Annotated in this window: 7 protein-coding genes, 1 tRNA gene and 1 pseudogene; 6 read left to right on the forward strand and 3 right to left on the reverse strand. The window is 59.3% G+C overall.

Going from position 1 to position 15432, the window contains the following annotated elements:
• Positions 1-55: 55 nt before the first annotated feature.
• Positions 56-145 (forward strand) — tRNA-Ser (locus AC3RCP_RS08340).
• 174 nt (positions 146-319) lie between these two features.
• On the opposite strand, the gene AC3RCP_RS08345 is transcribed toward AC3RCP_RS08340, so the two are convergent.
• Both AC3RCP_RS08345 and AC3RCP_RS08350 read right to left on the reverse strand, forming a co-directional pair.
• Positions 320-7486: a VCBS domain-containing protein gene (locus AC3RCP_RS08345; protein WP_493151117.1), complete on the reverse strand. Its 7167-nt coding sequence runs from the start codon at positions 7484-7486 to the stop codon at positions 320-322.
• Between the two features lie 18 nt (positions 7487-7504).
• Positions 7505-7993, reverse strand: a pseudogene (locus tag AC3RCP_RS08350) (hypothetical protein); the annotation flags it as partial.
• A 796-nt stretch (positions 7994-8789) separates the two neighbouring features.
• Here AC3RCP_RS08350 and AC3RCP_RS08355 point away from each other — a divergent pair.
• Positions 8790-9278, forward strand: coding sequence for an Hpt domain-containing protein (locus tag AC3RCP_RS08355; protein WP_007928838.1), 489 nt, complete (start codon positions 8790-8792; stop codon positions 9276-9278).
• A gap of 109 nt (positions 9279-9387) precedes the next feature.
• On the opposite strand, the gene AC3RCP_RS08360 is transcribed toward AC3RCP_RS08355, so the two are convergent.
• Entirely contained in the window at positions 9388-10017 is a 630-nt protein-coding gene (locus AC3RCP_RS08360; protein WP_007928839.1) for a response regulator transcription factor, read from the reverse strand.
• 519 nt (positions 10018-10536) lie between these two features.
• Between AC3RCP_RS08360 and AC3RCP_RS08365 the strand changes: the two genes are divergently transcribed.
• From AC3RCP_RS08365 to AC3RCP_RS08380, 4 genes are all read left to right on the forward strand, one after another.
• The gene (locus AC3RCP_RS08365) at positions 10537-11100 is read left to right on the forward strand and encodes a fimbrial protein (RefSeq protein ID WP_007928840.1); all 564 of its coding nucleotides are present in this window, start codon (positions 10537-10539) and stop codon (positions 11098-11100) included.
• Positions 11101-11124: 24 nt separating this feature from the next.
• Entirely contained in the window at positions 11125-11892 is a 768-nt protein-coding gene (locus AC3RCP_RS08370; protein ID WP_492569560.1) for a fimbrial biogenesis chaperone, read from the forward strand.
• A 169-nt stretch (positions 11893-12061) separates the two neighbouring features.
• On the forward strand, positions 12062-14632 hold the full coding sequence (locus AC3RCP_RS08375; protein WP_492569562.1) for a fimbria/pilus outer membrane usher protein: 2571 nt from the start codon (positions 12062-12064) through the stop codon (positions 14630-14632).
• Positions 14632-15411 (forward strand): fimbrial biogenesis chaperone, encoded by a 780-nt coding sequence (locus AC3RCP_RS08380; protein ID WP_101337096.1) that lies wholly within the window; start codon positions 14632-14634, stop codon positions 15409-15411. The genes AC3RCP_RS08375 and AC3RCP_RS08380 overlap by 1 nt, the downstream gene beginning before the upstream one ends.
• The last annotated feature ends 21 nt before the right edge of the window (positions 15412-15432 follow it).

Here is a 15432-nt window from a genome sequence, read left to right on the forward strand (position 1 = left end):
AATTTGCCCGAGGGGCTTCGCTTCGGGCAAAGGTGCTGTTATGATGCGCGCCGTTGGAGAGATGCCAGAGTGGCCGAATGGGACGGATTCGAAATCCGTTGTACCTTCGCGGGTACCTAGGGTTCGAATCCCTATCTCTCCGCCATTATTGAAGTAGCCGAAGCCCCTGAAAACGTTAACGTTTTCAGGGGCTTTGTCGTTTCTGGCTGTTTTTATTCCCCCCGCTTGTTCCCCCATCTGGATTTCGAAAAGCTGACTGCGGGGCCACTCGATTCACATCGAGCATACTGACCCTCCCAGCCAGCTCCAGCCCAATGCATCACGCGGTCAGCGTATGGTCGGCCTCCCCGAACCAGGTGCGTACCAGATCGGGGCTGGGGGTGCCAGCGTGGTCAAGCACCGCCACATCGACGAAGTGCTTGCCATTGTTGGCGCCATCGGGATCCACCTGCACCGTGATGTCGCTGCCGGACTGCGCCAGTTGGACAAAGTCGGCTACCTGGCTGGTGCCGCTGACGAAGTTGGCGTTGAGCAGCGTGGAGAGGTCGACGGTGTCACCTTCGGCAAAGTTGTAGTCGAGGATATGGTCGCCGCCTTCATTCGCGTTGAGGTAGGCGAACACGTCGGCTCCCGCGCCGCCGCTGAGGGTGTCCTCGCCGCCACGACCCACGATGATGTCGTTGCCGTCGCCGCCACTGAGCGTATCCGCGAGCATGCTGCCCACCAGTGTGCCGCTGGATTCGCCGTGGAAGCTGACTTGGGTGCCGGCTTCGCCACCGTCGGTGACCTGGAAGTCTTCTACCGAGTAGTGCCCCAGCAGGTTCACCTCGGCTCGATGCGTACCATCGTCCACCGTCAGCAGGCCACCGGCGCCAGAGGCGTTGGCGGTGTAGCCGAGCTGGGTGTTGGCGCCAAAAGCGAGATCGCCGAACGTCAGCAAGTCATCGCTCTCGAGGCCGAGGATGCCGACCAGCGAGCCCGCTGCTTCAGCCTGGGCGATCACCAGCGAGCCCGCACCTTCGCCGTGAAAGGCGACGGAGGTGTGTGCGGCGCCAGCGAAGGTCAGGCTGGCATTGCCGTCGATGGTTGCGCTGCCATTGCCGGTCACGTCGGCCAGCAGGTGCAGGTCACCACCGTTGGCCCACAGATGGCCGGTGTTTTCGACCGTGCTCGCCACCGTCATGCCGCCTGTGCCTGTGGACTCCAGCACACCACTGTTGGTGATGGTGTGGGTGCCGGTGTCGAGCACCAGGCTGTTCAAGCCGCTGGCGAGGATCAGCCCCGCATTGGCCAGTATCATTTGCCCGGCGCCCAACTGGCCGGCGCCGGAAATGCGGTTGTCGACATTGGTCAGCACGGTGTCGGCGCTACCGCCGAAAATCACGTTTTGCGCGTTGTCGGATAGCAGCACCTGGCCGCCACCGGTCAAGGTCGCGCCACGGAACAGAATCTCAAGACGGGTCTCGTTGCCAGCGGAGCCGAGTTCGATGGTGCCGCTATTATCGAGGCTGCCACCGAACGGCATGATCGCGCCGTCGGCAATGGTGAGGGTGCCGGTGTTGCTGGTAAGCGGGTCCCTATCGAACTGGAAGTTCGCTTCGCTCAGGTCCGCTGCATCGACACCTCTCAAGGTGACCGTCTGGCCGGAGCCGATGCTGACCAGGGCATTGCCGTTTACGTCGTTGCTGATGCTCAAGTCAGCGAAGGTGGTGACGCCTGTGAAGCCGATCAAGTCGATCTTGTCCGCCATGACGTCGAAATTGTAGATCTGGTTGTTACCGATTGGCTGGGCGAAGACGAACGTGTCGGCACCGGACGAACCGGTCAGGTTGTCATCAGCGGACAAGGCAAAGATCGGCGAGCCTGGGGCATAGACTTCGACGTTGTTGAACACGTAGGCGCTTGCGGTGCTGCCGTCACTGTTGCTCCAGTACATGTTGACATCAAGTACCAACGCACCTGCGAAGTCGCTTGGGGTTGTCACGGTCAAGGCGCCGGGATCGTTGGTCTGCACGGTCCAGGTGCCGTCGCCGTTGTCGGTTCCAGCATTGAACACCCACCCCGAAGGAATGCCACTGATGGCCACCGTTACGGGGCCGTTAATCTCGGCCAGTGGAATGTCGAGGGCCAGATTGATGGGTTCGCCGGCAACGCCTGCCGGAAGGTTTGCACTGCTCCCGGCAGCCCCGGGATTACCCGCCAGGTCGGTGTAGCTGTTCGCGGCAACGTCGACTTTTATGCTACCGCCCAGCGTTCTGGTCAGCGTCGCGGTGTAGGTATCGCCATCGACCTGGGTAAAGTTACTGAAGGTTCCGCGGGGCGCTCCGCTCGTCGTAGTCACCGAGACATCCGAGAGGTTGAAACCGCTCACTGTCTCACTGAACTGGAATGTGACCGTCGACGTCGAGCCGATCGAACTGCCTAAGGCTGTCCCCGTCACCGTCACCGTTGGCGGCACACTGTCGACTGGCGTCTCGACGACGTTCTGCACATTCACCGTAATGGTCTGCGTATCGGTTCCGCCATTGCCGTCGGCCACCTGAACGTCCACGACGTAGGCATTGTCGCCGTCGGTGCCGCCGACATCCTGGGCATTCTCGTAATCGGGCGCCGAATTGAACGTCAGCACTCCGCTGGAACTGATCGAGAATTTGCCGAAGTCCGTCCCGGCCGTATTCAGGATCGAGTAGCTCAGCGTCTGCGCTGGTAGATCAGCATCGGTCGCCACCACTGTTGTGACCGCCGCAGTGTTCTCCGCCACGTTGACCGAAGCCGTCGCACCACCGCCGTTGGAGGTGATCACCGGGCTGTTGTCGTTGACGCCCGTCACGGTTACCGCGATCGCCTGGTCGTCAAACAGCGTGCCGTCCGACGCCCGCACAATCACGTCATAGACATTGTTCGTTCCCGAATCCGCCGGCGCTTCAAAGTTGGGTGCAGAGATAAAGCTCAGCGCGCCTGTGCCTGAAACGATCGAGAACTTCGCGGCATCCGCTCCGCCGACGATGCTGTAGCTCAGTGTTTGTGCGGGTAGATCAACATCGGTTGCCGCCACTGTCGTGACTGCCGTGCCGTTCTCCGCCACGTTGGCCGAAGCTGTCGCACCCCCACCGTTGGAGGTGATAGTCGGCAAATCATTGCTGCCGGCGATATGCACGGTGACCGAAGAGAGGGTGCCATCGGCACTGCTCACCGCGAAGGTATCGGTGTAGGTGATGCCGGCGGCGAACTCGTTGTGGGCGGTATCGGCGACGTAGGTCCAGGCACCGCCGGTGCCGATGGAGAATTGGCCATAGTTGCCGGCGGTGTTGGTTTGCGCGACGAAGGTCGCGGCGCTGTCGACGTCGCTGATGGTCAGGGTGCCGGCGGTGGAAATGTCAGTGGCGGCATTGGTCTCGGTGAGATTGGCGATGCCGGCGGACAGCACGGCCGCATCGTTGGTGCCGAGAATATGCACAGTGACCGAGGTGAGGGTGCCATCGGCACTGCTCACCGCGAAGGTGTCGGTGTAGGTGATGCCGGCGGCGAACTCGTTGTGGGCGGTATCGGCGACGTAGGTCCAGGCACCGCCGGTGCCGATGGAGAATTGGCCATAGTTGCCGGCGGTGTTGGTTTGCGCGACGAAGGTCGCGGCGCTGTCGACGTCGCTGATGGTCAGGGTGCCGGCGGTGGAAATGTCAGTGGCGGCATTGGTCTCGGTGAGATTGGCGATGCCGGCGGACAGCACGGCCGCATCGTTGGTGCCGAGAATATGCATAGTGACCGAGGTGAGGGTGCCATCGGCACTGCTCACCGCGAAGGTGTCGGTGTAGGTGATGCCGGCGGCGAACTCGTTGTGGGCGGTATCGGCGACATAGGTCCAGGCACCGCCGGTGCCGATGGAGAATTGGCCGTAGCTGCCGACGGTGTTGGTCTGCGCGACGAAGGTCGCGGCGCTGTCGACGTCGCTGATGGTCAGGGTGCCGGCGGTGGAGATGTCGACGGCGGCATTGGTCTCGGTGAGGTTGGCGATGCCGGCGGACAGCACGGCGGTATCGTTGGTGCCGAGGATATGTACCGTGACCGAAGTCAGGGTGCCGTCGGCACTGCTTACCGCGAAGGTGTCGGTGTAGGTGGTGCCAGCGGCGAACTCGTTGTGAGCGGAGTCGGCGGCGTAGGTCCAGGCGCCACCGGTGCCGATGGAGAATTGGCCGTAGCTGCCGACGGTGTTGGTCTGGGCGACGAAGGTCGCGGCGCTGTCGACGTCGCTGATGGTCAGGGTGCCGGTGGTGGAGATGTCGACGGCGGCATTGGTCTCGGTGAGATTGGCGATGTCGGCGGACAGCACGGCGGCATCGTTGGTGCCGAGGATATGCACCGTGACCGAAGTGAGGGTGCCGTCGGCACTGCTTACCGCGAAGGTGTCGGTGTAGGTGGTACCTGCGGCGAACTCGTTGTGGGCGGTATCGGCGACGTAGGTCCAGGCACCGCCGGTGCCGATGGAGAATTGGCCGTAGTTGCCGGCAGTGTCGATTTGCGCCTGGAAGCTTTCCGGGCTGTCGATATCGCTGACGGTCAGGCTGCCGCCGGTGGTCAGCGGAGCATTGGTTTCGCTCAGCGTGACGCTGGCCGAGGAAAGCACGGCAGCGTCATTGGTACCGGTGACAGTGACAGTCACCAGTTGGGTATCCACGCCGCCGAGGCCATCACTGACCTGCACACTGAACACTTCGTCATGACTTTCGCCGGCCTTCAGCGACTGCACGGCACTGGCAACACCATCGGTGCCGTTGGCCAGGGTGTAGGTCCACTGGCCGCTGTTGTCCACGGCGATCGAGCCATAGCTGCCGGTATTTGTTCCGACGATGCTCCAGGTGGCCGTGGCATCGTGGTCGATGTCGGCCGAGCTGAACTGACCACTGACGCTGAGGGTGGTGTCTTCCTTCACGGCGCCGGCATCGTTGCCGGTGGCGAAGCTGAGTACCGGCGCGTCATTGCTGCCGGTAATGGTGATGCTGACCGTCTGCGTCGCCGAAGCCGCGTTAGCCGCGCCGCTGTCATCGGTGGCGACCACCGTGTACGAGAAGGTGATGGTTTCACCGGCGCCGAGGAAATCGAGGTTCTGGCTGCTGCTGTAGTCCCAGCTGTTCTGATCGACCGAGAAGCCGGCGACCAGTGCCGAAGCCACGCCCGCATTGAGTGTGCCACCGCTCCAGGCGATGTCACCGTTGGCGGTGTGCGACACAGTCACCACGTCGATGTTGTCCAGGTCGGCAAAGCTCAGGGCGTCGCTGTCGCTCAGTGTGGCAGTGCCATCACCTTCATTCATCGCTCCGGTGGTGTCGGCAATCGTCAGGGTTGGTTGGTCGTTGGTGCCGGTGAGGGTGATGGTCACGGTCTGTGTTGCCGATGCAGCGTTAGCCGTGCCGCTGTCATCGGTGGCAACCACCGTGTACGAGAAGGTGATGGTTTCACCGGCGCCGAGGAAGTCGAGGTTCTGGCTGCTGCTGTAGTCCCAACTGTTCTGATCGACCGAAAAACCGGCGACCAGTGCCGAAGCCACGCTCGCATTGAGTATGCCGCCACTCCAGGCGATGTCGCCGTTGGCAGTGTGCGACACCGTCACCGTGTCGGTATTGTCCACATCGGCAAAGTTCAGGGCGCCGCTGTCGCTCAGTGTGGCAGTGCCATCACCTTCGTTCATCGTTCCGGTGGTGTCGGCAATGGTCAGGGTTGGTTGGTCGTTGCTGCCGGTGACGGTGACGGTCACCAGTTGGGTGTCGACGCCGCCTAGGCCATCGCTGACCTGCACGCTGAACACCTCGTTGTGACTTTCGCCCACCTTCAGCGACTGCACTGCACTGGCAACGCCATCGGTGCCGTTGGCCAGGGTGTAAGTCCACTGGCCGGTGCCGTCCACGGTAATCGAGCCGTAGGTGCCGGTGTTTGACCCGGCAATGCTCCAGGTGGCCGTGGCTGCGTGGTCGATATCGGTCGAGCTGAACTGGCCGCTGACGCTAAGGGTGGTGTCTTCCTTCACTGTGCCGACATCGTTGCCAGTGGCGAAATTGAGTACCGGCGCGTCGTTGCTCCCGGTGACGGTAATGGTTACCAGTTGGGTATCCACGCCGCCCAGGCCATCGCTGACCTGCACGCTGAACACCTCATCATGACTCTCGCCCGCCTTCAGCGACTGCACGGCACTGGCAACGCCATCGGTGCCGTTGGCCAGGGTGTAGGTCCACTGGCCGGTGCCGTCCACGGTAATCGAGCCGTAGGTGCCGGTGTTTGACCCGGCAATGCTCCAGGTGGCCGTGGCAGCGTGATCGATATCAGCCGAGCTGAACTGGCCGCTGACGCTGAGGGTAGTGTCTTCCTGCACGGCGCCGAGATCATTGCCCGTTGCGAAACTGAGCACCGGGGCGTCGTTACTGCCGGTAATGGTGATGCTGACGGTCTGCGTCGCCGAGGTCGCGTTTGCCGCGCCGCTGTCATCGGTGGCGACGACCGTGTACGAGAAGGTGATGGTTTCACCCGCGCCGAGGAAGTCGAGGTTCTGGTTGCTGCTGTAGTCCCAGCTGTTCTGATCGACCGAGAAGCCGGCCACCAGCGCCGAAGCCACGCCCGCGTTGAGCGTGCCACCACTCCAGGCGATGTTGCCGTTGGCGGTGTGCGACACCGTCACCGCGTCGATGTTGTCCAGGTCGGCAAAGCTCAGGGCGCCGCTGTCGCTCAGTGTGGCCGCAGCGTTGCCTTCGCTCATGGCGCCGGCAGTGTCGGCAATCGTCAGCGTCGGCCGGTCGTTGGTGCCGGTGATCGTAATGGTCACGGTTTGCACCGCGCCGTCGCCGATCGCCACGTCATAGGTCTGGGTGAGGGTCTGGCCTTCACCCAGGAACTGCAGGGCGGCGTTGTCTACCGCGAAGTGCCAGCCCAGCGAGCCGCTGCCCGTGCCGGTGCTGTCGTTCAGCGGGTCTGTAGTGAAGCTGCCCAGGTAGCCCGAAGCACCCGGCGTGACGGTAACGCTGTGGGTGTCGATCAGGTCGGCGTCGGTAAAGGTGATGTTGCCGCTGGCAGCGTAGTCGCCGCTGTCTTCCTTGGCCTCTCCGGCCTGCACGCCGCTGGTGATTTGCACCTGGTCGTTGGTGCCGGTGATGGTGATGATCACATTCTGCGTTGTCGACGAGCCATGCCCGTCACTGATGGTGACCACATAAGTTTCGCTGGCCGTCTGCCCCTGGGCCAGGGACTGGGCTGCCGCGTTATTCAAGGTATAAGTCCAGTTGACGGTGCCGTTGGCCGCGTTGGCGGCTTCAGTCACCGAAGCGAGGACGAAGTTGCCCAGCGCTGTGGCATTGCCTGGCGCCGCCACGAAAGAGGCGGTATGCGTGTCGCTCAGATCGACATCGTTAAACGCAATCGTGCCCGTCGCGCTGTGCGAGTCGGTCGGGCTAGGTGTCGTGGCCGCATCTTCGGTTACGGTACCGGCCTGGGCGCCAAGGCTCATCGTCACGCTGTCATTCGCACCTGCAAATTGCACCTGCGCAGTGGCCCAACTGAGCGTGCCATTGCCGAGACGAATCGCATACGTAAAGCTGTCTGTCAGGGATGCTCCGGCAGCAAGCGCCTGAAGTTGCGCCTTGAAAGCAGTCGATAAAGTCGCGGCGTCGTAGCCGACTTTTCCATCGGACGTAATCCAGATTTTTGCACCATTGAAGCTGGTGTCAGAACTCGTCGCCTCGACTCTGCCCGTGTCCTGGACCAGGAGATCGGCCGGAGCATAAACCTTGGTGGCAGTAGAAAGGCTGGTTGCGTTATCGAGTGACCAGAGTGTCTTTGCATTGCCGCCCAGGTCATTGGACATGACGTCCAGATACACGACTCCCAGCAGGTCTTCAGTGATGCTTGCGCTGCTCGTGCCAATGACGCCGGTAGTGAAAATGTCGTCCTGCGCCTGCGGTGTATTGGAAAACGAGGTTGTGGTGCCGCCGCTGGTCGTTGTGGTGGTAGCCATGTCTTTCTCCCGAAAATGCTTTTTTTAGAATTGCCAGGTCCTGTTGACAGGACGAAGTCCCGTGCTTGTACCGCTCAGGGTGTCAAGGAGCGGTGCGAGCTGATCCCGGACATCGTCGGCCGCCTGGGCCTGCCGGAAGAGGGACGCAGATGGCGTGCTGGTGAAGAAGTTCGCCGTGCTTGAGAAGCGAATCGCAGGCGCGGTTGGGCGAACATGGGCCCAAGCCCGGGGCTGCGCTGCGCATGGTGCGCAATAGCCTGAGAGCACCCATATGAAAGGGACTCCTGAAGTAATGGCTGGATGAAGCCGTGTCTTGGGGTCGTTCTGATTCAGGGATACGGCCTTTCCTGATATCAGTTTGATAGTTGTTTAGTTGTGGGGTCAGGCCTTGTAAAGGTGTTAACCGGGAGTAACAGTACGAAGTGCCAATATTCCGACAGGCGGATGTTTTGGTGTCAATATTATGTCGATGTGTTTTTGGCGAAATGCTCGCAAGCACCCGGCACTGATGCGGCTCAATGAGCTGAAACCCTTATGTGGCAAGGGCTGGCTGCGTCTGCCAGTGCTGGGCAGCGGCAAACTGCAGTGTCAGTTATTAAAAAAACTCCAGAGCATTTTTCTGTCGGGATTTTTCAGGCTGTCCGGATTTCGATGCCTGGGGCGTGGCGCCCCTGAACAAAGTTGCCTGTCCCGCGCTTTGAGAAATGTCTGATATTCGCTTCAAGGAGTTTTGCCTAGCCTGACCCGTATTCGGTGAATGCACCGTGGCATATTCAGGTGAGGCAGGGAGGCGGATATGAATAGGCTGGATGTACAGGCCGGTGCAACGCCGGAGGCGGCAGATTTCAACGCGGGCGTGAGCGCGGATGACGAGGTGCTTCAGGCTATCCGGGTCGGTTCCGCCGTGTCGTTGCTAGAGGTGCTTGGCAGGCTCATGGACCTTGCTGGCGACAATGAACAAATCGCACGACGGCTCATAGACGACGTAAGGACCTACCAGATCAAAGACCTCGAGTTGTTGCGGGCGTACTGCGCACAAAACGATCGGCAGGCCATTGCCAGGCTGTGCCACAAGATGGCGGGTGCAGCTTGTGTGTTGAAGTACCAGCCGCTGATTTCCAGCTGCCAGCAGTTGAGGGACGTCAGTCTCGCGGGGAGTTGGCCGGTGCTGTTGGAAAGGGTGCAGTTGGTCGAGCAGGCGTTGCTCAACCTCAAGGACATCTGTCTTGTAGCCATACAGGATGATGGGCCAATCAATCTGAGAGAACTGCCTCGTGAGCGCTGATTCCTCTGCTGCTCTAAGGGAGTAGTACTCGATGTCCCGTCGCAAAACCGATAAGACGCCGATTCTGAAACGGACAGATGTCCATGCGCTGCTGGGTTTCGCAAGAGGCCTATATGATTCCTTTCTGCCTGGCTATTTCAATCAGGGACAGAAGGTTGGTGGTGTTGAATTTCTTCAAGAGTCTTACTTTGTAAGTGCTGACTGTTTTATGACTGATAAGCAGAGTCGCTGCAATCTCCCTATTGTTAAGACCCTGTGCCAATAACCTTAATGTGGTGATTTCCCTGTTGGTCAGCTGGGAAGCGGCAATACTTTGCATCTGGTTGGTGTGAATGCTTTCCTGCAACAGGAGCAGAGAACTTTCAGGGAAATAGGTATGCCCCGATAACAGTGCCTTTACTGCATCTCCGACCTCATCCAGCGCTTCGTCCTTGCAAATGAAACCTGCTGCGCCTCCATGCAAACAACGTACGGCAAAATTCTTTGAGTCACTGGAAGTCAATATCAGCGTTTTTACCAGGAAGTTATTTGCCTTGAAGTGAGTGAGTACCGATAACCCGTCCAGTTGCGGTAGATCGAGGTCAAGTATCACCAGGTCCGGTTTATGTATGCGAACGACTTGAATGGCATCGACGCCATTGTCTGCCTCGGCGGCGATATTGTGACCGTTACGCTCAAGAATGACTTTCAATGCGACTCTGACCAGGGGGTGGTCGTCGACTATTACTATGGATCCCATAGTGTGCTCTCTCTATATTGATTATGCGTGTAGGTTTTATATTTTTACTCTCTATATTCAATTCTTCTCATTGAGGTTGGGCCTTTTGTCGGCGCTCACTGCGCAGGCCGGCGGGGTAGACTCCTTTCATTTTTATTGATTAGTTTAGTTAGCCTGACTCAGGCTACTGTGATGCGAGCACTTGGCAGAGTTCAGCTGAACGCAATGCGTTGAAGAAGTACACAGTCTTGCCTCATAAGTAAAGACGAAATCAATGGGCGGTTTATTAAGATATTTCTGATGGGTGCTTCGGCCGTCTCTCAATTCAAATTCGAAGGTTGATCGGTAAGCTACGGCTTCCTTTGGGCGTCCTTCATGGGCTGCCAAGGGGGCTTGCTATTGTTGTCGACCAATCGACTTAGACTTTGAATGAGAGAGGCTAGGGCTGCTATGGCTGGCGTGATTTGGTCATGGCTGAACCGGGAGGACGATCAAATAGATTGCACTTCTTTTGCCGATCAACGTGAACAAGGAAATCACATGAAACGAACATCTTTACTATCCCTGGCAACTTCCAGCTTGATGCTTGCCGCACTTGTTCCTTCGTTATCTCATGCCACTGATGGCGTGGTTAACTTCTCTGGCAGCATCACTGACGTGACTTGCAATATCAACGGCAAGGCCCCGGGTGAAGACAACGTCACCAACGTGGAACTGGGGCGCATCTCTCCTTCGATCTTCAAGGCCATTGGCGATGCTTCTCCGTTCAAGGGCTTCCAATTGGTGCTGTCCGGCGCGGATTGTTCCAATGGAACCAAGGTCGTCGTTGATTTTGACCAGGTGGGCAACGTCGACGCGGCGACCGGAAACCTCAAGCTGATCGGCGCCGCGCCTGCTACCGGCGTGCAGATTCAGGTGTACAACGACAATGTCGCTGCTGGCACGAAAGTCCCACTCGGTATGTCGGAGGCCACGCCACAGGTCGCCACCGTTGCAGGCAACACGGCAACCCTGAAGTTCAAGGCGAACTATGTCGCGACCGCTGCTAGCGTTGGCGCGGGTTCGGGTAACTCCTTCGTTCGATACACCCTGTCGTATAAGTAAAGGCCAGCGCCCGAGGAGTGGGTCATGACGCCGAAAGCGCGTATTTTTTCTTCTTTCGTTCTCGGCGTCATGTTCTTGGGCGTATGTTCTGGAATCGTGCAGGCGTCGGTAGTCATCCAGGGCACTCGGCTGGTTTATCCGTCGGATGCTCGTGAAGTTACTATAAAAATGAACAATACCGGTGTCTCTGCTGCATTGGCCCAAAGTTGGATTGATGATGGCGATTCAACTAAAGGCCCCGAGGAAATAAAGGTTCCATTTTTGCTGTCCCCTGCGGTGATCCGTCTGGATCCGGGTAGTTCGGCTTCACTGCGTGTTTCCTATACGGGTGAAAAACTTGCAGAAGATCGGGAGTCCTTGTTCTGGCTCAATGTGCTGGAAACGCCTCCGCGCAAGGAAGTCGATGAAAATGTCTTGCAATTTACGTTCAGAACTAGAATCAAAGTGTTCTTTAGACCCAAGAACTTGAAGTCGGATGTGGACTTGGTGGCGAACAAGCTCGATTGGCAATTCAAGCAAGCCAGTCCTTCGGATGGAAAAGGCAAAGTCGGGCATCGCCTGGGGATTCAGGTAAGCAATCCGACGGCGTATTACGTTTCTTTCGGCAAGGTCGAAGTTGCTCTGGATGGGCGACGGATTGCAGTTAAAGATGAAATGATCGCGCCTTTCAGTAGTGGTTTTTTTTCATTGCCCGAACAGGCTCCTCAGGCTTATCGAAAAGCCTCTGTTCATTACGAGGTCATTAATGACTTCGGTGGGCGGCGCGTACTTGAAAAACCGTTGTCCCTGTAACTTTTCTCACCCTGCAGTTCTGTCATTTCTATGACCTGGCTGCATGCCGGTATCGAATATGTTGAACGTCCAGCGTAGTTATCTGGTTGTTTTTGCTTGTGCGTTAGTTTCGTACGGTTTGAGCTCAGGTCGGTTTTTTCTATGTCTTGTTTCTACGGCGGCTATTGTCATGACGACTGAAACATGGGCTGAAACTTCCACTGCCGAGCCCGCGGGGCAGGGCGTGGTATTCGATTCGCAGATGTTGTTTCAGACCGAAGGTGCCCCCATCGATACCAGCCGCTTTGAGCGCCAGGGCTTTCTCATTCCGGGCAATTACCGTATCGACCTGCTGGTAAATGGTCAGTGGCGTGCCACGCAGAACATCGAGTTTCGCGACACGCATGGGCCGCAAGGCGGCCAGCCTTGTTATGAGCGTTCGTTGCTGGTCCGCGCTGGTATCGATCTGGACAAGGCGGCTTCGGCGCAACCTTCCGCAGAAAGCATGCCGGAGGGCACCTATTGCGCCGACCTGGCTCGCTACATTCCGGGTCTCACCACGAAAATCGATCTCAAGGAGCTGACGATCGATCTTTCGGTCCCACAATATTTCCTGCAGAAGAACCTGTCGAAAACCTACGTCGATCCGGCCAATTGGGATCATGGCGTTTCCGCGGGGCTACTCAACTACAACACTAACCTGTTCAGCGTGCAAAACAGCGGCCGCACCATGACCAATGGTTATGCCGGGCTGAACATGGGGGTCAATGCCGGCTCGGTGCGCTTGCGGCATAACGGCACCCTGACCTGGTCGCCGCAAACGGGTGGCCATTATCAGCGCGGGCAAGTTTATGCCCAGACCGAGCTGCCAGGCTGGCGCTCGCAGCTGCTGGTGGGAGAGAGCGCCACCGATGCGGATCTGTTCGACTCGGTGTCGTTCCGTGGTGTGCAGTTGTCCAGTGACGATCGGATGCTTCCTGACACTGATCGTTATTACGCACCTGTGGTGCGCGGTACAGCCAGTTCGAACGCCAAGGTGTCGGTCTATCAGCGCGGTTATCTGATCTCCGAAACCTCGGTGGCGCCAGGGCCATTCGAGATCAGCGATCTGCAGGCCGCCAGCTTCGGTGGCGACCTGAGCGTCACCGTGACCGAGGCTAACGGGAAGAGCAGCAGCTTCATCGTGCCCTTTGCCACGACTGTTCAGTTACTGCGTCCTGGAAACTCCCGATATGGCTTCACCGCCGGCCAGATCATCGATCCTGGACTGCGTGGCAATAACCAGTATGTGCTGCAAGGGACAGCCCAGCACGGTCTGGATAACGACATTACCGGGTACATCGGCAGTGCTGTCACGGGCAGTTATATGTCGGTGCTGATGGGGAGTGCGCTCAATACCGATGTGGGGGGCTTTGCTTTCGATGTGACCCAGGCCAAAACCAACGTGCCCAGAAGGGGCCGTCTGAAGGGGACGAGCCTGCGTCTGTCCTATAGCAAGAACCTGCCCAATAGCGGTACCAACTTCTCGTTACTGGCTTATCGCTACTCGACCCGTGGTTATTTGGGACTGCATGACGCGGTCGCGTTGCAGGACTTCGTCGAGAGCGGCGAACGGGTGGAAGCCTTCTCCCGAATGCGTGACCGGCTGGATGTGAATATCAGTCAGCAGTTGAAGGCCACTGGCGGGCATTTCTATGCCAGTGGTTCGGCGCTCAATTATTGGAACAGACAAGGCAAGGCCCTGAGCTTTTCCACGGGTTACAGCAATCAGTGGCGGGGCAATAGCTATTCCTTCGCCGTACAGCGCACGCTGGGTCAGAACCGGTATTCAGGGCGTCGGGCAGTCAGTAGCAATACGACCTTGAGTTTGACCCTTACGATCCCGCTGGGCCGTGAGACCCGGGGCGCAACGGTGCTCAATAACTTCGTCAGTCACGACCAGAGCACGGGAACTCATCTGACCAGCGGCGTTTCCGGGACAGTGGACGACGCGGGCAAAGCATCCTATGCCGTGTCCGTTTCCCGTGATGACAAGCAACGGGAAACCAGCCACAACGCTAGTCTCAATTATTCCTTGCCCCAGGTGGCCTTAAGTTCCAGTTTTTCCCAGGGCAGCGATTACCGCCAGGGCTCCATCGGTGCGTCCGGCGGCATGATCCTGCACCCCGGCGGCCTGACGTTTGCCCAGACCCTGAGCGAGACCAGCGGCCTGGTCTACGCGCCTCATGCCAAGGGCGCAGGTGTCGGCTACAGCGGCGCGCGGGTGAATGGCAGCGGTTACGCGGTGGTGCCCAGCCTGACGCCTTTCCAGCTCAACACCGTGGATATCGACCCGCAAGGCATGCCCGACGACGTCGAGCTGCAGGTCAGTTCGCGCAACACCGCGCCGGTGGCGGGAGCCGTGGTGATGCTGTCTTACCCGACCCGCAAGGCGCGCGCTTTCCTGATCAACAGCCTGCAACCCAATGGCGCGCTCCTGCCGTTTGCCGCGATCGCGACCGACGCCGAGAGCGGGGTGGAAATGGGCGCGGTCGGCCAGGGCAGTCGCCTGGTGCTGCGCAGCGAAAAGGACCAGGGTTCGATCCGCGTCGAATGGGGTGATCAGCCTGGGCAGCAATGCCTGATCGACTACCGCTTGTCCAAACGCGATGCAGCGTCTGCCAAGGCGGCTGAGGCGAAGGGCTATGAGGTATTCGACCTGCCATGCCGCCCGCTACCTCCCGACGCTGCCGGCGCGCCCGCTCAGGCGAGGAGCGGCTGATGCGACAGGCAGGCGGCTTGTGCTGCCCCTCGGCCATGGCTCGGCGAATCTGTGAGGGCCTGATGGCGGCCTGGCTGCTGATGTCGCTTTGCGCCGACGTCCAGGCGGCGCTGGCCATTACCGGTACGCGCTTCATCTACCCGGCCAATACCCCGGCGTTGACGGTCAGGGTCGGCAACACCGGCGATGCGCCGATCCTCCTGCAAGCCTGGCTGGACCGGGGGGATACGCGCGCCGACCCGAGTCGTTTGACGGTGCCGTTCGTACTGTCGCCGCCGATTTCACGGCTCGACCCGCAACAGCGCAGCGCCCTGGTGGTGCGTTACACCGGTGAGCCCTTGCCCGGCGATCGCGAGTCGGTGTTCTGGATCAACTTCCTTGAAGTGCCACCGGTGACGACCAGCGACAGCAATGTGCTGCGCCTGGCCTATCGCATGCGCATGAAGCTGCTGTACCGCCCTTCGGGCCTTGCCGGCAAGGCGGACGAGGCAATCGGGCAAGTGGTCTGGAGCCTCGACAAGGCACCCGGAGCGGACGGGCAGATGGCGCTGCAGGCCACCAGCCGGGCGCCTTACTACGTGTCCATCCCGCAGTTGGAACTGGGCAGCGGGGCTCAATCGATCAGTTGGCAGGGGATCACGCTCGAGCCTTTTGGCACGACACGTATCGCCCTGCCCGCAACAAAAAAGGCAGCCGTCGCCAATGCGACGGTCGTTCGTTACCAGGTGGCGATAGACAGCGGGGAGACGCTGAGTGGAAGTGCGCGGTTACAACAGTAGTTTTGCGATGGACAGATTCGC

The sequence above is a fragment of the Pseudomonas sp. GW822-FHT05A08 genome (assembly GCF_058800485.1).

Bases quoted from the DNA above. Each gene is read 5' to 3' on its own strand.
- AC3RCP_RS08375 (WP_492569562.1), top strand. From the start codon at position 12,062: ATGACGACTGAAACATGGGCTGAAACTTCCACTGCCGAGCCCGCGGGG.
- AC3RCP_RS08345 (WP_493151117.1), bottom strand. From the start codon at position 7,486: ATGAGCCTTGGCGCCCAGGCCGGTACCGTAACCGAAGATGCGGCCACG.
- AC3RCP_RS08380 (WP_101337096.1), top strand. From the start codon at position 14,632: ATGCGACAGGCAGGCGGCTTGTGCTGCCCCTCGGCCATGGCTCGGCGA.
- AC3RCP_RS08370 (WP_492569560.1), top strand. From the start codon at position 11,125: ATGACGCCGAAAGCGCGTATTTTTTCTTCTTTCGTTCTCGGCGTCATG.
- AC3RCP_RS08355 (WP_007928838.1), top strand. From the start codon at position 8,790: ATGAATAGGCTGGATGTACAGGCCGGTGCAACGCCGGAGGCGGCAGAT.
- AC3RCP_RS08360 (WP_007928839.1), bottom strand. From the start codon at position 10,017: ATGGGATCCATAGTAATAGTCGACGACCACCCCCTGGTCAGAGTCGCA.
- AC3RCP_RS08365 (WP_007928840.1), top strand. From the start codon at position 10,537: ATGAAACGAACATCTTTACTATCCCTGGCAACTTCCAGCTTGATGCTT.